Annotated in this window: 20 protein-coding genes and 1 tRNA gene; 11 read left to right on the top strand and 10 right to left on the bottom strand. The window is 57.6% G+C overall.

The genetic code is table 11. The annotated features are described in order from the left end of the window. Positions 1–24: 24 nt before the first annotated feature. From BAR1_RS14580 to BAR1_RS14570, 3 genes are read left to right on the top strand one after another with little or no spacing between them, the layout of a single operon-like run. Positions 25–1164, top strand: coding sequence for an ABC transporter ATP-binding protein (locus tag BAR1_RS14580; RefSeq protein ID WP_118943701.1), 1140 nt, complete (start codon positions 25–27; stop codon positions 1162–1164). Positions 1165–1174: 10 nt separating this feature from the next. Continuing rightward, positions 1175–2065: an ABC transporter permease subunit gene (locus BAR1_RS14575; RefSeq protein ID WP_118943700.1), complete on the top strand. Its 891-nt coding sequence runs from the start codon at positions 1175–1177 to the stop codon at positions 2063–2065. After that, positions 2065–2880, top strand: a complete 816-nt coding sequence (locus BAR1_RS14570) for an ABC transporter permease (protein WP_118943699.1) — start codon at positions 2065–2067, stop codon at positions 2878–2880. Before BAR1_RS14575 ends, BAR1_RS14570 begins: the two co-directional genes overlap by 1 nt. A gap of 2 nt (positions 2881–2882) precedes the next feature. Here the strand turns inward: BAR1_RS14570 and BAR1_RS14565 are convergent, their stop codons facing one another. From BAR1_RS14565 to BAR1_RS14550, 4 genes are all read right to left on the bottom strand, one after another. Continuing rightward, positions 2883–3866: a glycosyltransferase family 4 protein gene (locus BAR1_RS14565; RefSeq protein ID WP_228408563.1), complete on the bottom strand. Its 984-nt coding sequence runs from the start codon at positions 3864–3866 to the stop codon at positions 2883–2885. 73 nt (positions 3867–3939) lie between these two features. Further along, complete coding sequence (locus tag BAR1_RS14560) at positions 3940–5172, bottom strand: glycosyltransferase (protein ID WP_118943697.1); 1233 nt, start codon at positions 5170–5172, stop codon at positions 3940–3942. Continuing rightward, positions 5169–6368, bottom strand: coding sequence for a glycosyltransferase family protein (locus BAR1_RS14555; protein WP_118943696.1), 1200 nt, complete (start codon positions 6366–6368; stop codon positions 5169–5171). The genes BAR1_RS14560 and BAR1_RS14555 overlap by 4 nt, the downstream gene beginning before the upstream one ends. A 17-nt stretch (positions 6369–6385) precedes the next feature. Beyond that, on the bottom strand, positions 6386–7663 hold the full coding sequence (locus BAR1_RS14550; protein ID WP_118943695.1) for a nucleotide sugar dehydrogenase: 1278 nt from the start codon (positions 7661–7663) through the stop codon (positions 6386–6388). A gap of 302 nt (positions 7664–7965) precedes the next feature. On the opposite strand from BAR1_RS14550, the gene BAR1_RS14545 reads away from it, so the two are divergent. Beyond that, positions 7966–10410: a mechanosensitive ion channel family protein gene (locus BAR1_RS14545; protein WP_228408562.1), complete on the top strand. Its 2445-nt coding sequence runs from the start codon at positions 7966–7968 to the stop codon at positions 10408–10410. Here BAR1_RS14545 and BAR1_RS14540 read toward each other — a convergent pair. From BAR1_RS14540 to BAR1_RS14525, 4 genes are read right to left on the bottom strand one after another with little or no spacing between them, the layout of a single operon-like run. Beyond that, positions 10407–11561, bottom strand: a complete 1155-nt coding sequence (locus BAR1_RS14540; protein ID WP_118943694.1) for an ABC transporter permease — start codon at positions 11559–11561, stop codon at positions 10407–10409. The genes BAR1_RS14545 and BAR1_RS14540 overlap by 4 nt on opposite strands. After that, positions 11561–12586: an ABC transporter permease gene (locus BAR1_RS14535; RefSeq protein ID WP_118943693.1), complete on the bottom strand. Its 1026-nt coding sequence runs from the start codon at positions 12584–12586 to the stop codon at positions 11561–11563. Before BAR1_RS14535 ends, BAR1_RS14540 begins: the two co-directional genes overlap by 1 nt. Next, on the bottom strand, positions 12586–14493 hold the full coding sequence (locus BAR1_RS14530; protein WP_118943692.1) for an ABC transporter substrate-binding protein: 1908 nt from the start codon (positions 14491–14493) through the stop codon (positions 12586–12588). Before BAR1_RS14530 ends, BAR1_RS14535 begins: the two co-directional genes overlap by 1 nt. Then, a complete protein-coding gene (locus tag BAR1_RS14525; protein WP_118943691.1) occupies positions 14486–16261 on the bottom strand; it encodes an ABC transporter ATP-binding protein in 1776 nt (591 codons plus the stop codon). Before BAR1_RS14525 ends, BAR1_RS14530 begins: the two co-directional genes overlap by 8 nt. Positions 16262–16455: 194 nt before the next feature. Between BAR1_RS14525 and BAR1_RS14520 the strand changes: the two genes are divergently transcribed. From BAR1_RS14520 to BAR1_RS14490, 7 genes are all read left to right on the top strand, one after another. Next, positions 16456–16947, top strand: a complete 492-nt coding sequence (locus BAR1_RS14520) for a class I SAM-dependent methyltransferase (protein ID WP_118943690.1) — start codon at positions 16456–16458, stop codon at positions 16945–16947. 3 nt (positions 16948–16950) lie between these two features. After that, the gene (locus BAR1_RS14515) at positions 16951–17535 is read left to right on the top strand and encodes a histidine phosphatase family protein (protein WP_118943689.1); all 585 of its coding nucleotides are present in this window, start codon (positions 16951–16953) and stop codon (positions 17533–17535) included. Further along, positions 17532–18671: a glycosyltransferase family protein gene (locus BAR1_RS14510; protein WP_118943688.1), complete on the top strand. Its 1140-nt coding sequence runs from the start codon at positions 17532–17534 to the stop codon at positions 18669–18671. Before BAR1_RS14515 ends, BAR1_RS14510 begins: the two co-directional genes overlap by 4 nt. After that, positions 18668–19414 carry a polysaccharide deacetylase family protein gene (locus BAR1_RS14505; protein ID WP_118943687.1) on the top strand — a complete coding sequence of 249 codons (747 nt, stop codon included), beginning with the start codon at positions 18668–18670 and terminating at the stop codon, positions 19412–19414. The genes BAR1_RS14510 and BAR1_RS14505 overlap by 4 nt, the downstream gene beginning before the upstream one ends. A gap of 15 nt (positions 19415–19429) precedes the next feature. Next, a complete protein-coding gene (locus BAR1_RS14500; RefSeq protein ID WP_118943686.1) occupies positions 19430–19903 on the top strand; it encodes a class I SAM-dependent methyltransferase in 474 nt (157 codons plus the stop codon). A gap of 499 nt (positions 19904–20402) precedes the next feature. Further along, entirely contained in the window at positions 20403–21038 is a 636-nt protein-coding gene (locus tag BAR1_RS14495; protein ID WP_118943685.1) for a rhodanese-like domain-containing protein, read from the top strand. Positions 21039–21041: 3 nt separating this feature from the next. Beyond that, positions 21042–21860, top strand: coding sequence for a LysM peptidoglycan-binding domain-containing protein (locus BAR1_RS14490; RefSeq protein ID WP_162891807.1), 819 nt, complete (start codon positions 21042–21044; stop codon positions 21858–21860). Between the two features lie 31 nt (positions 21861–21891). Here the strand turns inward: BAR1_RS14490 and BAR1_RS14485 are convergent. After that, a tRNA-Ala gene (locus tag BAR1_RS14485) sits at positions 21892–21967 on the bottom strand. A 77-nt stretch (positions 21968–22044) separates the two neighbouring features. After that, positions 22045–22377 carry a TIGR02300 family protein gene (locus BAR1_RS14480; RefSeq protein WP_118943683.1) on the bottom strand — a complete coding sequence of 111 codons (333 nt, stop codon included), beginning with the start codon at positions 22375–22377 and terminating at the stop codon, positions 22045–22047. Positions 22378–22459: the final 82 nt, after the last annotated feature.

The following is a 22459-nucleotide window of genomic DNA, read 5'->3' as shown; positions in this document are numbered from 1 at the left end:
GTTTTAATTTTCGGGGGGAAATCAATGAATGATGCCAATGCCAGCGGTGTTTTTGCGCCTTGGGAAGATGCGGATGAAAAGCCGCTGATCGAGTTCCGCAATGTCACCAAACGGTTTGGCGATTTCACCGCGATTGATGACCTCAGCATCAACATCTACAGACAAGAATTCTACGCCCTGCTCGGCCCCTCGGGTTGTGGTAAAACCACCCTGATGCGGATGCTGGCGGGGTTTGAAACCCCGACCGAAGGCCAGATATTGCTGGACGGTCAGGACATGGCGGCGGTGCCCCCCAACAAACGCCCCACCAATATGATGTTCCAGTCCTATGCGCTGTTCCCGCACCTGACAGTAGCCGAAAACATTGCCTTTGGCCTGAAAAGATCCGACATGCCGAAATCGGAAATCGCCGGACGGGTGGATGAAATGCTGCGCTTAACAAGGCTGGAGCAATTCGGCAAACGCAAACCGCACCAGATTTCCGGTGGACAGCGGCAGCGGGTGGCGCTGGCGCGATCTCTGGCCAAGGCGCCGAAACTGCTGCTGCTGGATGAGCCTCTGGGCGCTCTGGACAAAAAGCTGCGGCAGGAAACCCAGTTTGAACTGATGGATATTCAGGAAAAAACCGGCACCACATTCGTGATCGTCACCCACGACCAGGAAGAGGCAATGACCGTTGCCTCGCGCATTGCCGTGATGGATGCGGGGCGGATCATTCAGGTAGCCACGCCGGACCGCCTGTATGAAAACCCCAACACGGTTTACGTCGCGGACTTTATTGGTGAAATCAACCTGATCGAAGGCAAGGCCGAGCCATTGGGCGACAAGCTGACCGAAATCCATTGGGCCGAGGGCGAAGTGCCGATCATCGGAACCGCGGCCGAGGATTTGCCAAAAGGCACCGCGTGCCATTTTGCCATCCGCCCTGAGAAAGTAGCCATTTCCAGCGAACGCCCCGAAACCCACGCCAATGCGGTGCAGGGGCGGGTGCATGACATTGCTTATCTTGGGAATATCTCGACCTATCATGTCGAGCTGAAAAACGGTCAGATCATCAAGGCGCAGGCCGCAAACAACCGCCGTCTGTCGCGGCGCAGTTTCACATGGGAAGACCCGGTCTGGCTGTCATGGACCGACACCGCCGGTGTCATCCTGACAGAATAGGGGGGCGGATATGCGACGCCTTTTCCTGATTGCTGTTCCCTATCTGTGGCTGCTGGCCCTGTTTTTGGTACCCTTTCTGATCGTGCTGAAAATCTCGCTGTCCGATCCGGCTATTGCACGCCCGCCTTATACGCCCACGCTGGATATTGCGCTGGGCTGGCAGGGGCTGAAGGATTTCTTTAGCCAACTGGATTTCGAAAACTTCACATTTCTGACCGAAGACGCGCTTTACTGGAAGGCCTATCTGTCCAGCCTGAAAATTGCGGTAGTTTCCACCCTGATCACCCTGCTGGTCGGTTTCCCCATCGCTTACGGCATGGCCAAGGCCCCGACCGAATGGCGTCCGACCCTGATGATGCTGGTGATCCTGCCGTTCTGGACCAGCTTTCTGATCCGCATTTACGCATGGATGGGTATCCTCAGCAACGAAGGCTATCTGAACCAGATCCTGATGTGGTCGGGCCTGACAGACGAGCCGCTGAAACTGCTGAACACCAATATCGCCGTCTATATCGGCATCGTCTACACCTATCTGCCCTTCATGATCCTGCCGATTTACGCGACGCTGGAGAAGCTGGACGATTCCCTGCTGGAAGCGGCCGAAGATCTGGGCTGTTCGCGCCTGTCGGCGTTTTGGCTGGTCACCATGCCACTGTCCAAACCGGGCATCATTGCGGGCTGTTTTCTGGTGTTCATTCCGGCGATTGGCGAATTCGTCATCCCCTCATTGCTGGGCGGATCACAAACCCTGATGATCGGCAAGGTACTGTGGGAGGAGTTCTTCAGTAACCGCGACTGGCCCGTGGCCTCTGCCGTGGCCGTGGTCCTGCTGCTGGTGCTGGTAATCCCGATCATCCTGTTCCAGCGCAATGAACAAAAGCAACGCGAGGAGGGTCTGTAATGCGCCGTTTTACTTGGTTCAACGCCACGGCCCTGACGCTGGGCTTTGCCTTCCTTTACCTGCCGATGCTCATCCTGATCATCTATAGCTTCAATGAATCGCGTCTGGTGACGGTCTGGGCCGGGTTTTCCACCAAATGGTATGGTGAACTGTTGCAGAATCAGGCCTTCCTGAATGCGGCCTGGGTCACGCTGAAGGTGGCGGTGATTTCCTCGTCCCTTGCGGCGGTTCTGGGCACGATGGCGGCCTATGCGATGGTGCGCGGGGGGCGGTTTCGCGGGCGCACGCTGTTTTCCGGCATGATCTATGCGCCGCTGGTGATGCCCGAAGTGATCACCGGCCTGTCGCTGTTGTTGCTGTTCATCGCCATCGGCATGGACCGCGGCGTGACCACGATCGTGCTGGCGCATACCACCTTTTCGATGTGCTATGTGTCGGTGGTGGTGTCCTCGCGGTTGGCCACCTTTGACCGGTCGCTGGAAGAGGCCGCGCTTGATCTGGGCTGCACCCCGTTTGATGCCTTTCGCAGTGTCACCCTGCCGATCATCGCCCCGGCTGTGGTGTCGGGCTGGTTGCTGGCGTTTACCCTGTCGCTGGACGATCTGGTGATTGCGTCGTTTACCTCGGGGCCGTCCTCGACCACCTTGCCGATCAAAATCTACAGCGCCGTGCGCCTTGGGGTCAGCCCCGAGATCAACGCGCTGTCCACGATCATGATCCTGATTGTGACGGTCGGGGTGATTGCCGCCTCGCTGGTCTCGAAACGCTCGATTGCGCTGCAAAAGGCGGATGAGCAAAAGGCGTTGCAGCAATAGGTCTACAGGGCGTTGATGTGCTGCCACAGGGTTTCGCTGGCGGTGTTCAGCAAATGGTTTTCGGCCACAAACGCGCGGGATTTCCGGCCGCGCATCTGCCGTTCGGCGGGCGAGCCTAACAACCGATCCAACGCCTGTGCCAGTGCTATTGGACCGTGATCTATGGGCATCAACCCGTCCGCCAACACCACATCCCGCACCCCGTCGCGGTTCTGTGCCACCACCGGCAGACCGGCGGCCTGTGCCTCCAGATAGACCATGCCAAAGGCTTCGTTCACGCCGGGCCACAGGAAGGCGTCAGCATCGCGGTAGGCCTGATCCAGCCCGCCGCGATCAAGCTGCCCCAGAAAGGTGATGCGCGGGGCAAGCGGGGCGAACAGGGTTTGGATTTCCGCACGGGCAGGGCCGTCGCCGGTGATTTGCAGGTGCCAGTCGGGTGTTTTCAGCAGCGGCAGGGTGTTGGCGATGATCCTGAAAGAGTCCAGTTTATCCCCACCGCGCAACATGGCCACGGTCAGGATGGTTTGCCCTGTCAGCGGGGCAGGGGCGGGCAGGTCGGTTCGGGGCAGGAAAGGGTGCAGTTTGACCAGCCGTTGCCCCTTGGGCCGCATCTGTTCCAGCGCCACGCGGTCGCGTTCGGTGAAATAGAACACCAGATCGGCGTGGTCGGTCGCGGTCTCGGCCAGCGCGGCGAAACGCGACCACGGGCCGGTCAAGCGTTTGGCGGAACGGGTCGCTTCGATCAGGATATAAGGGATGTTCAGCGCGCGGGCGACAATCGGGCCGATGATGTCGGGGGCTTTATAATAGTTGTGATAGGTCACCCACACCCGCCAGCCGCCTTTGGCGATCAGGCGCTTGGCCTCGTCACGGGCCTGCTGTTCCAGTTCGGCCTGAACAGCCCCGTCACCCTTGCCATCGTAAAGCCGCAGCTCGCAAACCAGTTCCGCCCGATCCCCCAGCGCCGCCATTAATGCCCGCGCCATTTGTCGGTCTCCCGACGGGGTGGCATGTGTCGGGGGTTTCATCGGGGCGTAAAAGGCGATGGTCCCCATGCCGCTACCCTGCCATCATCTGGCACAGCAGCTGGTCCAGCCGTTTGATCCCCGGCATCATGCCGAAATCCGATTGCAACCGCGCCAGCGCTGCCTTGGCCATTTTGGCGCGTCGTTCAGGGTCCATCGACAGATCGTAAATTGCGCCCGCCAGCGGTTCGGCCGCATCATCGGACAGCACGCCATGCACGCCGTTATCGATGAATTCGGGGATGGCGGAAACCGGCGTCGATATGATCGGCAGCAATTGCGAGGCCGCCTCCATCAGCACATTGGGCAGCCCGTCGCGGTCGCCGTCCCTGGCGATCCGGCTGGGCAGGATGAAAATATCGCTATTGCGCATTTCCTCGATCACTTCGGGCTGGTTCATCGCACCCTGCCACGTGATCCGGTCGGAAATTCCGGCCCTGTCCGCGCGTTCGCGCAGGGTGGTTTTCAGATCACCGCCGCCAATGTGGGTCCAGTGCCAGTCCAGATCATTAGGCAGCAAGGCCAGCGCGTCGATCAGATTGTCAAAGCCCTTCTTTTCCACCAGTCGCCCGACCGACATCAGCCGGATGGTGCCTTTGGGCGGATCGGTGCGTTCGGGGGGCGCAGGAAACCGGCTCAGGTCCAGCCCGTGATAGACCAGATGCATCCGCTCCGGCGTGTCGGCCAGCCCTTGCAGGTGTTCGGCACCAAAACCGGTGCAGGTGACGCCGAATGTGGCGCCATAGGTGGCGGCAGACAGTTTTTCGCGTTTTTCCCACTCTGGCGATGTCCAGATGTCCTTGGCATGGGCCGCGAAACTCCACGGCAATCCACGCATAACGGCGGCATATCGGGCGACGGATGATGGCGTGTGCATAAAATGCGCATAAAGGCCCAGCGTTTCGATTGGCATTTCAGCAGCCAGCACACAGGCTTGGCCAAACCGGCGGATACGGTTGTGGGTTTTGTCGCGGGCATAGTCCTGTTTCCAGAGCGCATAGGCCTGTTTGTAGCCGGGCAATTTGTGCACCCTCCACCACGCACGCAGCACCCGCAGCGGTTCCTGATGCAGGTATTCCGGCAGGTAACGCACCCGCGCCTTGATCCGGTCATGCAGCGGGTGGCGCTTTTTGTCGGTGGGAAAGCGCAAGGACCAGATGTCGAACCGCTGGCCGACATCTTCCAATGCGGCCAGTTCCTGCGCGATAAAGGTTTCCGACAGGCGCGGCCAGCCTTTGACGATGATTGCTAGCGGCGGGGCGGTCATGTTTTGACCAGCTCCTGAACACGCGCGGAGACATAATCCAGCCCGTCCAGCAATCCGTTGTGGTGATGCGCCGAGGGCGGCGGCTGATCGGGCAGGCCACGGATGGCCTTGATCATCGCCTCGGGGGTCATGCCGTCGCGGTCCTCGTCGATCATGCGGGTCAGGCCCAGTTGTTCGGCCCTTTTGGCGCGGATGAATTGTTCACGGCGCGGCACGGTGCGCGGCACGATCACGGCGGGTTTGTCAAAGGACAGGACTTCGCAAAAGGTGTTATAGCCGCCCATACAGATCACGCCCTGCGCGCCGGCAAACAGGTGTTCGATCTTGGATTCAAAACCGACGGATTGTACGCGACCGTCCAGTTTGGCCACCCGTTTTTCAAAGTCCACACGGGTATCGCCGGACAGGAAGGGGCCATAAACCAGCACGGCAATGGGCGACAGATCGGGGTCTTGCTCGTATGCGGACAGGACAAGGTTGACCATCGCCTCGCCATCGCCCCCGCCGCCCGGCGTGATCAGGATATAGGGTCGCGGAATGGACAGCGGTTGATCCCCGACCTCGCGGCGCAGATAACCTGTCCAGTGCATCCGCTTGCGCACCGATTGGGGCAGGTCCAGACCTTCGGTCGGATCATAGATGGATTTCAGCCCGTAAACCCAGATTTCGTCATAGAATTCTTCGGCGGCCTTGCTCGCGCCCTTGCGCTCCCATTCCACGGCTAGCGTTTCGGGGGAATCCAGCACATCGCGCAGGCCAAGCACCAGTTTGGTTTTGCCGTTGTCCCTCAGGTATTCCAGCGTTGGCAGCAATTCACCGCGAAACCCTGTCGGTTCCTTGTCAACGATCAGCAGGTCGGGAACATAGTATTCGGCCGCAGACCGGATCAGCCCCGCGCGCAGATTGGTGGTTTCATCAATATCCAGCCCCAGCGTCTGGCTGATATACGATCCATCCGACATCTTGGTCACGCCGGGCAGGCGGATGTGGTCGACATGTTCGGGAAAGGTAAACCGCCCCACCACAGGTGATCCGGTCAGGATCAGCGCTGACAGGCCCGGATCATCCTTGGTGATCGCCGCCGCAATCGCCCGCGAGCGGCGCAAATGCCCAAGCCCGAACGTGTCGTGACTGTAGAACAGTACCCGCGGCTGGTGTTCCGCAGTGTTGGGGGCTTTGGTCAGTTTGTTCAGCATGTATTCCCCGATCTGCCCTAGGGCCGCAAATCTGCACCGGCGCGGCCCAGCACGCCTTTCAGATCATAAACGGTTGCATTTGGTCGCCCCAGGGCGCGGATTTTATCGGCTCCCATTTCGACGAATTCGGAATGGGCCACGGCAAGGATGATCCCGTCGTAAGCCCCTGTTTCAAGGGTTTGCACAGGGGTGATGCCGTATTCGGACTGCATCACATCGGGCGAAACCCACGGATCATAGACATCGGCATTGATCGAATAGGCCGACAGTTCATCCAGAATATCGACCACCTTTGTGTTGCGGGTATCGGCGCAGTTTTCCTTGAAGGTAAACCCCAGCACCAGCACCCGCGCGCGGGTTACGTCCACCTTGCGGGCCAGCATTTCCTTGACCAACACCTGCGCGATATGGCGCCCCATATGATCATTGATCCGGCGGCCGGCCAGAATGACTTCGGGATGGTATCCGGTCTGTTCGGCCTTGTAGGTCAGGTAATAGGGGTCAACCCCGATGCAATGCCCGCCCACCAGACCGGGGCGGAAGGGTAGGAAATTCCACTTGGTTCCGGCGGCTTCCAGCACTTCCAGCGTGTCCAGACCCAGCCGCGAAAAGATCAGGGCGAATTCGTTGACCAATGCGATGTTCAGATCGCGCTGGGTGTTTTCGATCACCTTGGCGGCCTCGGCGGTTTTGATCGAACTGGCGCGGTGCAGACCGGCCTTGACCAACGGGGCATAGATGGTCTCGACACGATCCAGCGTTTCATCATCCTGCGCCGATATGATCTTGACCACATTTTCCAGCGAATGTTCCGCGTCGCCCGGATTGATCCGTTCGGGCGAATAGCCCAGCTTGATATCGTCATACATCCGCAAGCCGCTTTGATCTGCCAATGCAGGGCCGCAGATTTCTTCGGTAACGCCGGGGTAGACGGTGGATTCGACAACCACCAAGGCCCCTTTGGCCAGATGCGGCGCGATTACCTTGCAGGCGCCCAGCATGGGCGACAGATCCGGCTTTTTGGCATCGGTGATCGGGGTGGGGACAGCGATGATAAACGCGGTGCAACCGGCAAGATCCTGTGCGTCCGATGTGAATTTCGCGGTCGAGGATTTAAGTGAATCCGTTGACACCTCGCCATTGGTGTCGGTTTGCCGGTGCAGGGCCTCCACATGGCGGGAATTGGTGTCGAACCCCACCACTTCGACCCCTTCACGGGCCAGCGCCAGCGCCAAAGGCAGCCCGACATAGCCCAACCCGATGATCGCGATTTTGTCTGTGACCTTCTTTGTCATTATTCCATCTTTGCTTAAGTCATTGGCGCAAGGCACCAGATAGCACGGCAATCACAAATACGACAAAGTTAACGCCGCATTGGTAGTGTCAAAAGGCGCGACAACTCCGGCTGCGGCCGATCAAGGGAATTATCTATCCATTCAGCCAGAAATTGCAATTGGATTTCAAGCACTTTTGCGTATGAGACCATATCTCGCAGGGTTTTGAGAAAGCGTGAGCAACATGGCCCGCCCTGCAATTGCACATTCCAGTCTGTTGGCTTAGAATTGCGGGTCAGATTGCTTGAAGATTGGATAAGAAAATGTCGGGCCTGCGCTACTGGTTTACACTATGTGTAATGTTGATCTCGCTAGCTGCCTTTCCGGCTGTGTCCCAAAGCATTACTGGCCTTTTGGGTGGAGATCAGACAACAGCCCAATCCACGGAAACCGATACCCTGACAGAACTTATGCGGCAGGCCACTGAAAGCGGTGTAACGGTCGTAATCATCGATCCTGATGGCAAGATCGTCGGGAATTCAGACAGTGCGAACGGCACGGCAAATGGCGTAAGCGGTCGGGAAATGTCTGGTCTGATGGCGATGCAGGATGAAGCGGTGCGGTTTCGCCGGGACTTGAAGCGGATGCTGAAATCCATGCCTGATTCATTTACCGAAGTAGAGTATATCCTGCGCGACAGCAGTCCGGACGGCAATATTTCCACCTTCTTCAAAGCCCTGTTGTGGAGCCTTTTGTTTTTCGCCATCGGTATGGTGGTGGAACGCGAGATCTATGGCCGCCGCTTTGCCAAAAAATATGTGGTGGCCCGCGTTCTGGAACACCCTGTCGGATATTCGGAAAAACTGCCGTTTCTGGTTTACCGTTTCTTTGTCGGGGTCGGTGGAATTCTGGTTTCGATGATCGTGGCCTATGGGTTGGGATATGCTGTTTTCGGCGAGGAAACCGATACCGCGATGCAGTTTACCATCACTGTAATCTTCGTGGCCTATGCAGGTATTCGCTTTGTTACAACGATCTGGCGGATGGTTCTGGCCCCCTATCTGTGCCAGTATCGTATTCCGCAATTTTCGAACAAGGACGCGCTAAAGCTATATTACTGGGCGTCAATTCTGGCGATTCTGGATATTTGTTCGCTGATGTTCAGTGTCTGGGTTTCCGAACTGGGGCTGAATTACGAAGTATACGCGTTTATATCGTCGGCAATGGCAATGATGGTCGCAATCATGAATATCATCATGGTTCTGGTCAATCGGCGCGCTGTATCACGCGCAATTCGCAACGGCCGCCCTGTCGAGGAAACCAATTTCGCAGCCAAGTTTGTCTCCTACGCCTGGGTGCCGGTTGTCATAATCTATTTTATCTATTCGTGGGTCCGGCTAACGCATGATCTGGTGCTGCAACAGCCACCAGCCTTTCCGTTGATTGCAGGTGCATATGGTGTGGGCACCGTGATTATCGTTGTCTATGCGATCATCAATTATGTGATCGAACGGCTTTTCGCCAAAGCACGGGAAGCACGGAAAATATCGGCCGAGATGAAGAAGGACGATCATGCAGATAATGAGGCGGGGCCAGAGGCGGTTGACGCTGCGCTGGATGGCGACGTGATGCCGCCTGATGCAACCGAACCTGAACCAGAGCAGGTTGCACTGGAAAATATAAAGAACCCTGCATCACACCCGCTTGCCAATTTCGAGGATCTGGCACGGCGGGTTTCCGGCATTCTGGCATTTGTTGCAGGGTTCTGGGCCTTTATCGAGATCTGGGGCGGCAATATGTCAATGGTTCGTGCATCCGTTGTCGAACGCGGGCTGGATTCTGTTGTTATCCTTTTCATCGCCTATATCGTCTACCATTCCTTTCGCATCTGGATTGATAGCAAAATCGCCGCAGAACAAAGCGACGCCCCCGAGGTTGAACTGGGCGGCGAAGGGGGGGGCGAAGGGGCCAGCCGTCTGTCAACGCTGCTGCCACTGTTTCGCATTTCGATGATGATCCTGATCATCACCACCTTTACCCTGATCCTGCTGTCGCAACTGGGCATCAACGTCAGCCCGTTGTTTGCCGGTGCCGGTGTTGTCGGTCTGGCCATCGGTTTTGGCGCACAGACACTGGTGCGGGATATATTTTCGGGGGTGTTCTTTTTGCTGGATGATGCGTTTCGCAAAGGCGAATATATTGACACTGGCGATGTGAAGGGCACGGTTGAAAAAATCTCGCTGCGCTCGATGCAATTGCGCCATCACCGTGGCCCGCTGAATACGATCCCCTTTGGCGAAATCCAGTTTCTGACCAATTTTTCCCGCGATTGGGTAATTATGAAGCTGCCGCTGCGGGTCCCCTATGACACCGACCCTGAACGCGTGCGCAAGCTGATCAAAAAGCTGGGGCAGGAATTGCTTGAAGACCCTTTGATCGGCAAGGATTTCTTGCAGCCCCTGAAATCGCAAGGCGTGATCGAGATGCAGGATTCGGCCATGATCATCCGGGTGAAATTCATGACCAAACCGGGTGGCCAGTGGCTGATCCGCAAAAGGGTTTTGCAGGAAATTCGCGATCTGTTTGAACGCGAAGGCATCAAATTCGCCCACCGCGAAGTGACGGTGCGTCTGGCCGAGGATGACAATGGCAAGGCCCATAATCTGACCAAAGAGCAGAAAGAAGCCGTCGCTGCTGCCGCACTTCCGGTTCTGGAAGAAGACGAGATGGCCGAAAATCCCAATGCAAACGGTGGAGATGACCGCTAGTTTTTGTAGGGGTCCAGTGAATCCCGCAAGCCATCACCAAAGAAGCTGAACGCCAGCACAGTGATGATGATCGGCAGCATCGGGATGGCCGTCCACGGGTAAATCTCGATCGAGGCAAGATGCTGCGCGTCATTCAGCATCACCCCCCAGCTAACGGCCGGTGCCCGCAGGCCCAGACCGAGGAACGACAGCGCCGTTTCCCCCAGGATCATCGCCGGGATCGACAGGGTGGCGCTGGCAATCAGGTGGCTCAGGAAATTTGGCAACAGGTGTTTGCGGATCACCCGCGCCGGTTTGGCGCCCATGACTTCGGCCGCCTTGACGTATTCCTCTTCCCGCAAGGCAAGGAACTTTGATCGCACTGCACGGGCCAGCCCCGGCCAATCCAGCGCGCCAAGGATCAGCGAGATCATAAAGAACACCGCCACCGGCCCCCAACTGGCAGGCACCGCCGCCGACAGGGCCAGCCACAGGGGCAGTTCGGGGATAGAGCGCAAGATTTCAATGATCCGCTGGATGGTCCAGTCGATACGTCCGCCGAAATATCCGGCGATACTGCCGAATGTGATGCCCAGCAGGAAGGACACGGTGATGCCGATCAACCCCACGGTCATCGACAATTGCGCGCCATACAGGATTCGCGAAAACACATCCCGCCCCAACCGGTCCGAGCCAAACAGGAACAGCGATGCCCCTTCGGGTGCACAAACAAGGTGACGGTTGGTTTTGAACAGCCCGATGATGGTGTATTCCCCGCCTTCGCAGAAAAACTCCAGCGGCATGGCTTTGGTTTTGTCGGTGCTATAATCCCAGCGATAATTCACCAGATCGGCATGCGCCGTGGTCGGATAGACATAGGGGCCGATGAATTTGCCATCATGGAACAGATGGATCCCTTGCGGCGGGGCATAAAGATAATCGGCGTTGCGTTCGTTCGGGGTGTAGGGGGCAATGAAACCGGCAAAGGGCAACAACAGATAGCCGACCAGCAGGAAAATAGCGGATATCAGCGCCAGCCGGTGTTTGCGAAACGCGCGCCAGACCAGTTTCCAGTTGGGCATGTCCAGATCGGCGCGCTCGATCGCGCTCAGGTCTTCGTTTTCATCATAGGGGGCGTCTGAAACATAGCGCCCGTCGGGTAAAATGGTCATCAGTCGCGCCCCCCGTAACGGATGCGCGGATCAAGCAGCATCAACAACACATCCGAAATCATCGTGCCCACCAGCGTCAGCAGCGCCACGAACAACAGGATGAAACCGGCCAGAAACTGGTCCTGGGTTTTCAGTGCAGTCAGCAGGGCGGGGCCGATGGTTTGCAAGCCCAGCACCACCGACACCAGCACCGAACCCGAAATCAGCGAAGGCAGCAGGTTGCCGATATCGGCCACGAACGGGTTGAACGCCATGCGCAGCGGATATTTCCACAGCCGTTTGGCCGGTGGCAGCCCCTTGGCGCGGGCGGTTTCGACATAGGGTTTGCCCAATTCGTCCAGCAGATTGGCGCGCAGGCGTTGCATCATTCCGGCCGCGCCAGCAGTGCCGATCACAAAGGTCGGGACGATCAGATGCACAAGGATGGATTTCACCTTTTCAAGGCTCATCGGTTCGCCTTCCAGTTCCGGCGCCATCAGCCCGCCAATCGGCAGGTCGAAATAGCGGTGGCCGTAATAGAACAGCATCAGCGCCAGCAGGAAATTCGGCGTGGCCAGCCCCAGATAGCCGACGAAGGAACTGGTGTAATCCACCCATGTTTTTGCCTTGGCCGCCGCCAGAACCCCCAGCGGCAGCGCCACCAGATAGACGAACAATACCGCCGCAACATTGACCAGAACGGTAAGCCACAGCGCCTCGCCTACGATTTCCGAAACCGGTCGGTCAAATTCGAACGACCAGCCGAAATCGCCCTGCAACATGCCGGAATACCCCTGCGGGCCGGGGGTGAAACCCATCCAGATCGTGTATTGTTCCCACAGCGGGCGGTCCATGGCGTATTCGTGATACATGAATTCGGCCTTGGCGATGCCGGCCTCCTGACCCGTGGCGCGCAGTTCGGTTAGCTGGTTTGACAGGTAATCGCCCGGCGGCAGGTTGATGATGATGAAAATCAGCACCGACACCACAAGCAGCGTCAGCAGCATGGTGATAAACCGCAAGGTGGCATAGCGCAGGATTGCCATCATTCGCCCCCTTCCGTCGTGAAGAAGAATTCGTCGGGCCGGTGGATGCCGAATTGCGCGCCGGGTTCCCACGCCCAGAAGGCCACTTCGGGCACGTTGCGCAGGCGGCGTGATACCACAACGGGTTGCGGGGCCTCGGACAATAGGCCGATGCCGTAATGCTGATCGGCATGGATCGCCAGCATTTCATCCCAGATCACGCGGCGCTCAGAGCGGTTTTCGGCCTGCTCCCAGTCCTTGGACAGTTGCAACAGGCGGATGGCCTCGGGCATATCTGGCGCTTCACCGGCCTGCCCGTCGGTCTGGAAATATTGCCCCCACATGGGCCATGCGAAAAATTCCTGTGCGCGCGGGGCCAGATAGTCGGGGGACGTGTCCAGCGTCGGGATGCCATTGTCCCAGCCATACCAGACCGAGGCCATCGAGGCCCCCGAATAGACGCGGTTGCGCAGGGTATCGCGGCTGAACGGGCGCATGATCAGGCGCACGCCGATATCGCGCCATGTGTCGGTGATGATCTGAAGCGCGTTCTCGACCTCTTGGCGTTCGCCCGCCGTTTCCACAATGATCGCCAGCGTGCGGCCATCGGGCAGTTTGCGGTATCCGGCTGGGGTGCGGTCGGTCAGGCCCATGTCATCCAGCAACGCATTGGCCTGCTGGATGTCGAATTGCGCCCATGCCGCGCGGTAGGCACCGTTATAGAACGGGCTTTGGGGCAGCACGGTCATGCCGCCTTCCTTGGCGATGCCAAAATATAACGCGCGGTTGATCATGCGCCGGTCGATCCCCAGCGACAGCGCCCGTCTAAACCGCACATCGCGCAAAATCTTGCGCCATTCGGGATCGGCGTAGTTCAGGTTGGGATAAATCGCGATCTGCGAGGCGGTGCCGTTGGCCCACAGGAACACGCGATAATTGCCGTTCTCCAGCTCGCCTTTCTTCAGGATGGAAATATCGCGAAACCCCAATCCGCGCGCCTGTAGGCTGCTTTCACCCGCGTTGGATTTCGCGGCCACCAGCCCGCGCCCGACAACGGTCATTTCCACCTCGTCGATATAGGGTAATTGCGTGCCCTGGCTGTCGATCCGGTGGTAATAGGGGTTGCGCACGAACATGAACCGGCTGTTTGCATTGCCGCCAACCCGCATCCACGGCTGCAACGTGGGCAGGTCCGGATTGTCGAATTTGTACATATTGTCCAGCTTGTTGTGCATCGCGGCCCAACTGCGCACACGCATGGTTTCGATCTTGTCTTCCATCGCTTCGGGCGGGGTGAAATCGGCGTGGAACTGTTTCAGGTAATGCGCGGGCCGAAAGATGAACGGTGGGCGGGCCTGTGCCAGTGTCGGGATGAAATGGGTATTTGGCCGGGACCATTCATAGATGATGGTCTGCGGATCGGGAAAGCTGACTTGCGGCATTTCCCCGTCCACCCGCAGGAATTCGGGCGGGCCTGAGGGGGACAGATCGGGGTTATTGGCGACATTCACCCACCAGTATTTGAAATCATCCGAGGTAAAGGGTGCCCCGTCCGACCAGCGGTGCCCCTTGCGCAGATGCAGGGTGAATTTACGGCCCTCTTTGACATTATAATCGGCCAGAATATCGGGGGCCAGAACATAGTCCTGATCATAACCAACCAGCCGCGCGTAGCCAAAGGGCACCATCTGCCGGATGTCTTTCGCGCGGGTGACCATCGTGTGCAAGGTGCCGCCCTGAGTGCCAAAATCACGCCCCTTGTCCGCCAGATTGACGATCAGGGGATCGGACGGGATGCGGTCGGTGGCGGCGGGCATTTCGCCCGCAGCGACTTTGTCGGCCCAATAGGGGCTTTCCTGCACATCGGTTTGGGCAAACAGCGGACCGGCAAACAGCATGGCGATAATAATGGTGAACAGTCTACGCATGACAACGCACCCTGTGGCCTGGCTCGATCTCGGTCAATGGCGGGGATTTGCTTTCAACGGGGCGGAACATCTCGGGCCAGCTGTCGGGGCTGCCCGCCCCTTTGGCAACGACCTCGAGGTTAATCGGGCGGTTGATATCCGGTTCCGGCTGCGCCGCCAGCAGCGCCTGCGTGTAGGGATGGCGCGGGTTGTGGAAAAGGGTGCAGGGCGGGGCCTGCTCCACCACTTGCCCGCGGTGCATCACGGCGACCTCGTCTGCGATACGCGATACCACGGCCAGATCGTGACTGATGAACAGATAGGACAGGCCCATGCGTTTTTGCAAATCCTCGAACAGGCACAGGATTTGATCCTGCACCGATACATCCAGCGCCGAGGTTGGTTCGTCACACACCAGAAACACAGGGTTCATCGCCAACGCCCGCGCAATCGACAGGCGTTGCCGCTGGCCACCGGAAAAAGCGTGCGGGTAACGGTATAGAATGCGCGAATCCAGCCCGACCCATTCCAGCACCTCGACCGCGCGGTCGCGACGTTGCGAACGGGTGCCGATATTGTTGATGTCCAGCGGTTCGGTCAGGGCATCCACCACCCGCATCCGTGGATTGAACGAGGAATAGGGGTCCTGAAATATCGGTTGCAATTGCTGGCGAAATAATGCGCATTGATCGCTTTGCAGATTGTTGACATCCAGCACCTCGCCACCCTTTTCGCCGCAAAAACTGATCCTGCCGCCTTCGTCCGGCTTTTCCGCCCCCAGCACCATCCGCGCGCAGGTGGTTTTGCCCGAGCCGGATTCGCCCACGACCGCCAGCGTTTTGCCGCGTGCGACCGACAGGTTTATGTCGCGGGCGGCCTTGATGTCGATCGAAGGGCTCCAGAATGATCCGGCGCGCACATGGTAGGTTTTGGAAACGGATTTCATTTCCAGTATCACATCATCGTGCGGCACAGGTGGCTCTGGCGTGGTGGCGGCCGGAATGACCGGTGCGGCGGCAAACAGTTTTTGCGTGTATTTATGCGCCGGTGCGCCGATCACATATTCGACCCGTCCGGCCTCCATTACGCTGCCACGATGCAAAACTACCACGGTATCGGCCATATTTGCTACGACCCCCAGATCATGGGTGACGAATATCACCGACATGCCGGTTTCTTTTTGCAGTTCCTTGATCAGCCCCAGCACCTGCGCCTGCGTGGTCACATCCAGCGCCGTTGTCGGTTCGTCCGCAATCAGCAGATCGGGCTTGGCGACCGTGGCCATGGCGATCATCGCGCGTTGCCGCATGCCGCCGGACAGTTCGAACGGATAGGCGCGAAACACCCTTTCGGGGTTGTGAAAGCCCACACGCTCGAATTGCTCCAGCACCTGCGTTTTGGCATCGCGGTTGCTGATGTTTTTGTGCAGCGTCAGAATTTCGGAAACCTGATTGCCGATCCTGTGCAGCGGCGACAGTGATTGCATCGGTTCCTGAAAGATCATCGAAATCCGGTTGCCGCGAATATCGCGCATCTGTTTGCGCGGCAATGCACTGAGGTTCAGTGCACCGGCATCGTTACAGTTCAGGAAAACACCTTCGGATCTGACATTTGCGGTCTTTGGCAACAGTTGCAAAATCGCGCGGCAGCTTAGGGTTTTGCCCGAGCCGGATTCCCCCACCAGCGCCAGTGTTTCCCCGGCGTTTACCGAAAAGCTGACATCATCCACCACCGGCGGGTCGGATTTGAAGCTTATCGTCAGGTTTTTGACTTGCAGCAGGGCCGTCATTCAATACTTTCGATGGGTTTTGCAGAAACGGGCCTGCGTGGTGTCGTTGCGGCAAGTATCGCGCGGGGTGGCGTGATTAGTCAAATGCCAATTTTTCCGTCACGCTAACGTTATTCATGGTGTGGCGCAGGCACTGGTTTCTTTGCCGGATACTATCATATAGGTTTCAGTAAACCATAAAGGGTCATCGCCAAATGAGCAGACTGGATGTATTCATCAACCGCATGGTGTCGCAACGCGCCTGCATTGATTTTGCCGCACAAAACACCGCCGGAATGACAGGGCCGGTGTTTGAACTGGGCCTTGGCAACGGGCGCACCTATGACCATCTGCGCGAGGTCATTTCCGGGCGCGATATATATGTGTTTGAACGCGAAGTGGCCTCGAACCCTGCCTCGACCCCGCCCGGGGATCGCACCATTCTGGGGGATGTTTTTGAAACCCTGCCGCAGGCGCTGGAACGGTTCGGTCCGGCGGCCAGTTTTATCCACGCCGATCTGGGCGGGCATAACCTGAAGAAAAACGACGAATTCGCCCGCAATATTTCACCTTATGTGGAACCTCTGCTGGCCAAGGGCGGGCTGATGGTGTCCAGCGACCGGATGTATTTCGATGGGTTGCAGGAAATCGACCTGCCGCCGGATGCCGTTCCGGGGCGTTGTTTTATCTATCGAAAGCAGGGCTAGCCGATGGTGCAGCTGGCAATTCTTCGCCATGGTCACACCCCGTGGAACCGCGCGGGGCGTATTCAGGGGCGCACCGATATCGCACTTGAGGAAAGCGCCGCCGCCGATCTGGGGCAGTTGCGCTTGCCCGATGAATGGGCCGGGGCTGATCTGCTGGCCAGCCCGCTAAAGCGCGCGGTTGAAACCGCCCGTCTGGTGGCGGGGCGTGATCCTGCGGTCGATCCGGCGCTGATCGAAATGGACTGGGGCAAATGGGAGGGGCTGTATGGTCTGGATTTGAGAGCGGACCCTGCCACGGGCTTTCGCGATATCGAGGATTGGGGCTGGGATTACCGCCCCCCTGCAGGTGAAAGCCCCGCGGATGTCTGGGCGCGGCTGGAGCCTTGGGTGAAATCGCTAAAACGCGACACAGTAGCGGTTTGTCATATCGGCATCATGCGGGTGTTGCTGGCGCGGGCGCATGGCTGGAATTTCAGCGGCCCCGCCCCGTTCAGGATCAAACGCAACTGGCTGTTCCTGATTGAGCTAAAGGACGGCCTGAAGGTGGGTCGCCCGGAACGGATCAAACTGTCGGGGCGTGACGCATGAAGGTTCTGATTGCAGTCACCCACCTGCTGGGCGCGGGCCACCTTAGCCGCGCTTTGACACTGGCGCGGGCGTTTGTGGCGGAGGGTCATGCGGTGACGGTTCTGTCCGGAGGTATGCCGGTGCCGCAGTTCGATACCGACGGGATTACATTGCGCCAACTGCCGCCGCTGCGCTCGGACGGGACCAATTTTACCCGTCTGCTGACCGCCGGAGGGGATGTGGCCGATGCGGCCAATCTGGCCACCCGCGAAACCGAAATGGCACGGGCTGTGACCTATATCCGCCCCGATATTGTCATCACCGAACTGTTCCCCTTTGGTCGTCGCGTATTGCGCGGGGAATTCATGGCGCTGGTTACTGCCTCACAGGCGCAAACTCCGCGTCCTGTCATACTGGCCTCGGTGCGCGACATCCTTGCGCCGCCCTCAAACCCGCAAAAAGCACAGAAAACCGATAGCATTGTTCAGGAGCATTACGACGGCGTTCTGGTCCACTCCGATCCCGCCAGCACCCCGCTGGAGAAAAGCTGGCCTGTGACGCCCGCGTTGCAGGAAAAACTGCTTTATACCGGTTATGTCGCCCCGCCGCCTGCGGGTCCGCACCCCGACAGGCTGGGGCAGGGCGAGGTGATCGTCAGTGCCGGTGGCGGGTCGGTTGGCCGGCATTTGTTCACCGCCGCCGTTGCTGCCGCAGGGTTGTCGCCTGCGTTGCGCTGGCGTGTGCTGGTTGGTGGGGGCAATGGCCAGGCGGTGATTGCAGAGCTTGCGGCGAAAGCTCCGCAAAATGTCATCCTTGAACCGGCCCGCCCTGATTTTCGCCAGATGCTGACCCACGCCGCCTGTTCTGTCAGCATGTGCGGCTATAACACCGCGCTGGATCTGTTGCAGTCCGGCACGCCATCCCTGTTCATTCCGTTTGACGAGGGCGGCGAGGTTGAACAAACCCTGCGGGCCGAAAGCCTGAGTCATCTGCCGATGATGCAAATGCTGCGTGCCGCTGATTTGACGCCAAAGCGCCTGTTGCAAAAGGTAGAGGTGCTGGTGAAACTGCCCCGTGGCAAGGTGCCTGATCTGCGGTTTGACGGGGCACAGGAAAGCGTACGGATTGCTTGTGGCATGGCAAAGGGGCGGGCATGAAGATTGACTGGACATCGGTTACCGATGAGTTGGCGCGCTGGCGTCAGGCCGGTTTGACCCTGCCGATCTGGTGGCGCGATGATGACGCCATCGCCCCGACGCCTGCGCTGGACCGGTTGGTCGCCCTGTCCGAAGCCGTGCAAGTGCCGGTGCATCTGGCCGTGATCCCGAAATCCGCCATCCTGGAGCTGGCTGCGCGGGTTGCGGAAACAGATCACCTGATCCCCGTGGTGCATGGCTGGGCGCATCACAATCTTGCCCCGCAAACTGCGAAAAAGGCTGAATTCGGCGAGACCCGCGATCTGGCCGATGTGGCGCAGGATATGCAAACCGGCATGACCCGTCTGCAATCCCTGTTTGGCCCGCGTCTTAAGCATATGTTCGTGCCGCCATGGAACCGCATCGCACCGGTGCATTTCCCTGCACTGATACAGGCCGGATATAAAACCCTGTCCACCTATACCCCACGCAACGCCCCCTTTGCCGCGCCGGGCTTGCAACAGGTCAACACCCACCTTGACCCGATCAACTGGCGCGCGGGCAAAACCCTGATTGCGCCCGATGAACTGGTGGCGCAACTGCTTGCCCTGCTGGTTGATCGCCGCACGGGCAAGACCGATAATGACGAGCCTCTGGGCCTGCTGACCCACCACCTTGTGCATGATGCCGATGTCTGGGACTTCACCCGCCAACTGCTGGAAACCCTGACATCTGGCCCCGTGACTATTTACCGCCACCCTTAACGAAAGACGAAAACCATGAGCCGACTGGACAGTATGATGCGCCGCTTAAGCGCCCAACGTGACGGGCTGGAATGGGCCGCCGAACAGACAGGGGATATGAATGGCGATGCGCTGGATATGGGGCTGGGCAACGGGCGCACCTATGATCATCTGCGCGAAATACTGGACCGGCGCATCTGGGTGATCGACCGTGTGTTGCAGTGCCATCCCTCTTGCGTGCCGCCCTCGCAGGATTTCCTGGAAGGCGAGGCCGAAGAGATGTTGCAAAAGCTGGCAGCGATGGGGGCAAAAATCGTGCTGGCGCATTATGATTTCGGGTTCGGGGTCAAGGAAAAGGACGTCGAAGAAGCCGCCCGCCTTAGCCCTGCCATCGCCCGTGTGATGATACCCGGCGGGGTGATCGTATCCGGTCAACCGCTGGTCGGGTTTCAGGCGGTTGAGGGGCCTGCGGGGATCGCCAAGGACCGTTATTATTTCTACCGGACCTGAAGTATCACACCCCGATTAGGTATCTATAGATTGCGGGTGGTTGCAACGTTTTTATCCAACCCGATTCTTTTCCGGGAGTGGCCGGATTTTGGCATTGCCATTCCACGGATACCAAGAAATTACACTTTTTTCCATGGGAAAACAGAAACAGTTCCCTGTGTAATGAATTATTTATTCTCTATTATAGTGGCTGGGGAATGTACGCGAATTGCTATGTGGTTTGTAAGGATATTACAATAATTACAATATGATGTCTGCGCTTCAGGTTGTGTAAAAAGTAAATCCTATTTCATTTGCATGCAATTAAAATAGCAAGCAAATTCAGTCGGTTTCGACCTCGTATCATAATTATGCCATATTTAGGATTTCGTTTCGCCCCATTTCGGATGGCCATAATAGGGGCGTTGACTATTTCTATGGTTGTGTGTGGCAGGGTTCATTTAGGTGTAAAGAAATTACACCTCATCCAGTGAGACCCAGATTATAAGGGGCCTGAAAAATGCGATTGGTGGTTTTGTTTCATTTCGTTTTTATGGCGATCTGGCCGAATGCTGTGCTCGCGGACGAGGTCTGGATAACAGAAGACCTTCCCGAACTGTCATTCGAGGTGCGCGGAAAATCGTATTTGATCAAACGGGGCAACGACAACTCGGAATATATCGCCAAAGTCTACCCCCCCAAGGCACCACGGGCCTGTCCGCCACATTGCTTGCAGCCAATGATCCAGTATGATGGGGTTATCCCGGTTGGCGAAGTGGGGCTTGTGACATTTATCGAAGACTATGTGCTGACCGGTGATGGCTATCTTGTCGATACCCGTGTCGGGAACTGGTTCAAGGCCGGAACAATCCCCGGTGCAATCAATTTGCCGTTTAACATGTTTGCCGATACGCCGACCAACCCGTTTTACGAACCCCTGATGACGCAACTGGGCGGCAAGAAAACAGGTGAAGGCTGGGATTTTTCAGATGCAAAATATCTGCTTTTATTTTGCAATGGTGCGGATTGCGGGCAATCCCCAAGGGCAATCAGGAACCTTGTTGATGGCGGATATGATCCTGAAAAACTGATGTATTATCGTGGGGGCATGAAAGACTGGGTTCGTTACGGGTTTAGTATTCAAATGCCGGAGTAGGATATGATCCAGACTGGGTTTTGCATAAGTAAGAATATGAAGGCTGTGGTTCTCGGTTTCACAATACTTGCAACCGCTTTTCCCGTCACGGTCCATGCCCAACAGACAGCCGGTATTTTTATCGGGCAGCAATCTGCGTTTGATGTTGCTTCTGTCCGGCCTTCGACGCTGCGCCGCTTGCGGTTTTATTCCGAAAAGGCGCGTGCAGCACTGGTAGATATGGCTAAAGCCGACAATCTGACAGGAACAACCGGCGAAGAACTGGCGGCAACCTCAACCGCTAATCTGCGAAAGGCTATTGAAAAACTGATTGATGCCGGGACCAAAGCCAAGCTGGACCTGGAACAAACCGCCGCGTTTTTTGCTATGGACCTGCGCGAGAATTACATCGGCCAGCTACCGTTCATTGTGTTTAATGAAGCAGGCGAACTGAATACCAGCCAGCTGTTCCAAGGTGTTTACGATGCCCGCGCCAGTATTACCGCAAGCGCGGATGCCGATTATCTGGCTTACGTGAATAATCTGGGCAATGAGGCGGTATCAGGCAATACCCCGAAACCGGAACAACCAACGGAAAGAGCGGCAGCAACACCAAAAGAAGAACCACAACGCGATCCCGCAATACAGGCCTATTGGGACAGGCTGACTGAAAGAAACGGCAAGCGGTTTATCCGTGTCGAGCAGGGGGATACGCTGGCTACCTATGCGGCTGCATTTTATGGCGATTCATTGCGGTATCGCAAAATCTACAATGCCAATACGGATGTTATGGAATCGCCAAACGTGCTGACAGTCGGGGATGCCATAGAAATACCCCGTTGATCACGGATGGGTTATAGATGCAGGTTAGGTTTGGTGGAGCCTAGGAGGATCGAACTCCTGACCTCCTCGCTGCCAGCGAGGCGCTCTCCCAGCTGAGCTAAGGCCCCATATCGGGTATCACCGTGAGACGCTGTTTAGGCGTCTGCGGGGATCAGTTCAAGCGAAAAAATCCCCGCGAGATAAATTATGTGTCGTCGTCGTTGACGGCCACATCCGCGATCTCTTCCAGCGGAATTGTATCGTCGTCTTCTTCGTCGTCCAGAACGTCGTCGCCCAGATCAACATCGGCTGTGTCGTCATCATCCAGAACGATTGCGTCCGGATCGACAACCACATCTTCTTTGGGTTTGGCGCTGGCGTCTTCTTTGTCGGCAACCATGGTGCGGGTTTTGCTGCCGGCATCAATGTCGACAACTTCGCCTGTGTAAGGGCTGACCACCGGGTCCTTGTTCAGGTCATAAAACCGCTTGCCGGTTTCCGGACAGACGCGCTTGACGCCCCATTCTTCCTTGGGCATGTGATTCCCTTTCAAACATTGCACTTTTGTCGTGAGTTGGGGCCAACTGCCACAACAAGACGGGGCTGTCAAAGGCTTTTGC

The sequence above is a fragment of the Profundibacter amoris genome (assembly GCF_003544895.1).
In the GTDB taxonomy this organism is placed as follows: Bacteria; Pseudomonadota; Alphaproteobacteria; order Rhodobacterales; family Rhodobacteraceae; genus Profundibacter; species Profundibacter amoris.
This window is presented reverse-complemented; position numbering and strand designations above follow the sequence as displayed.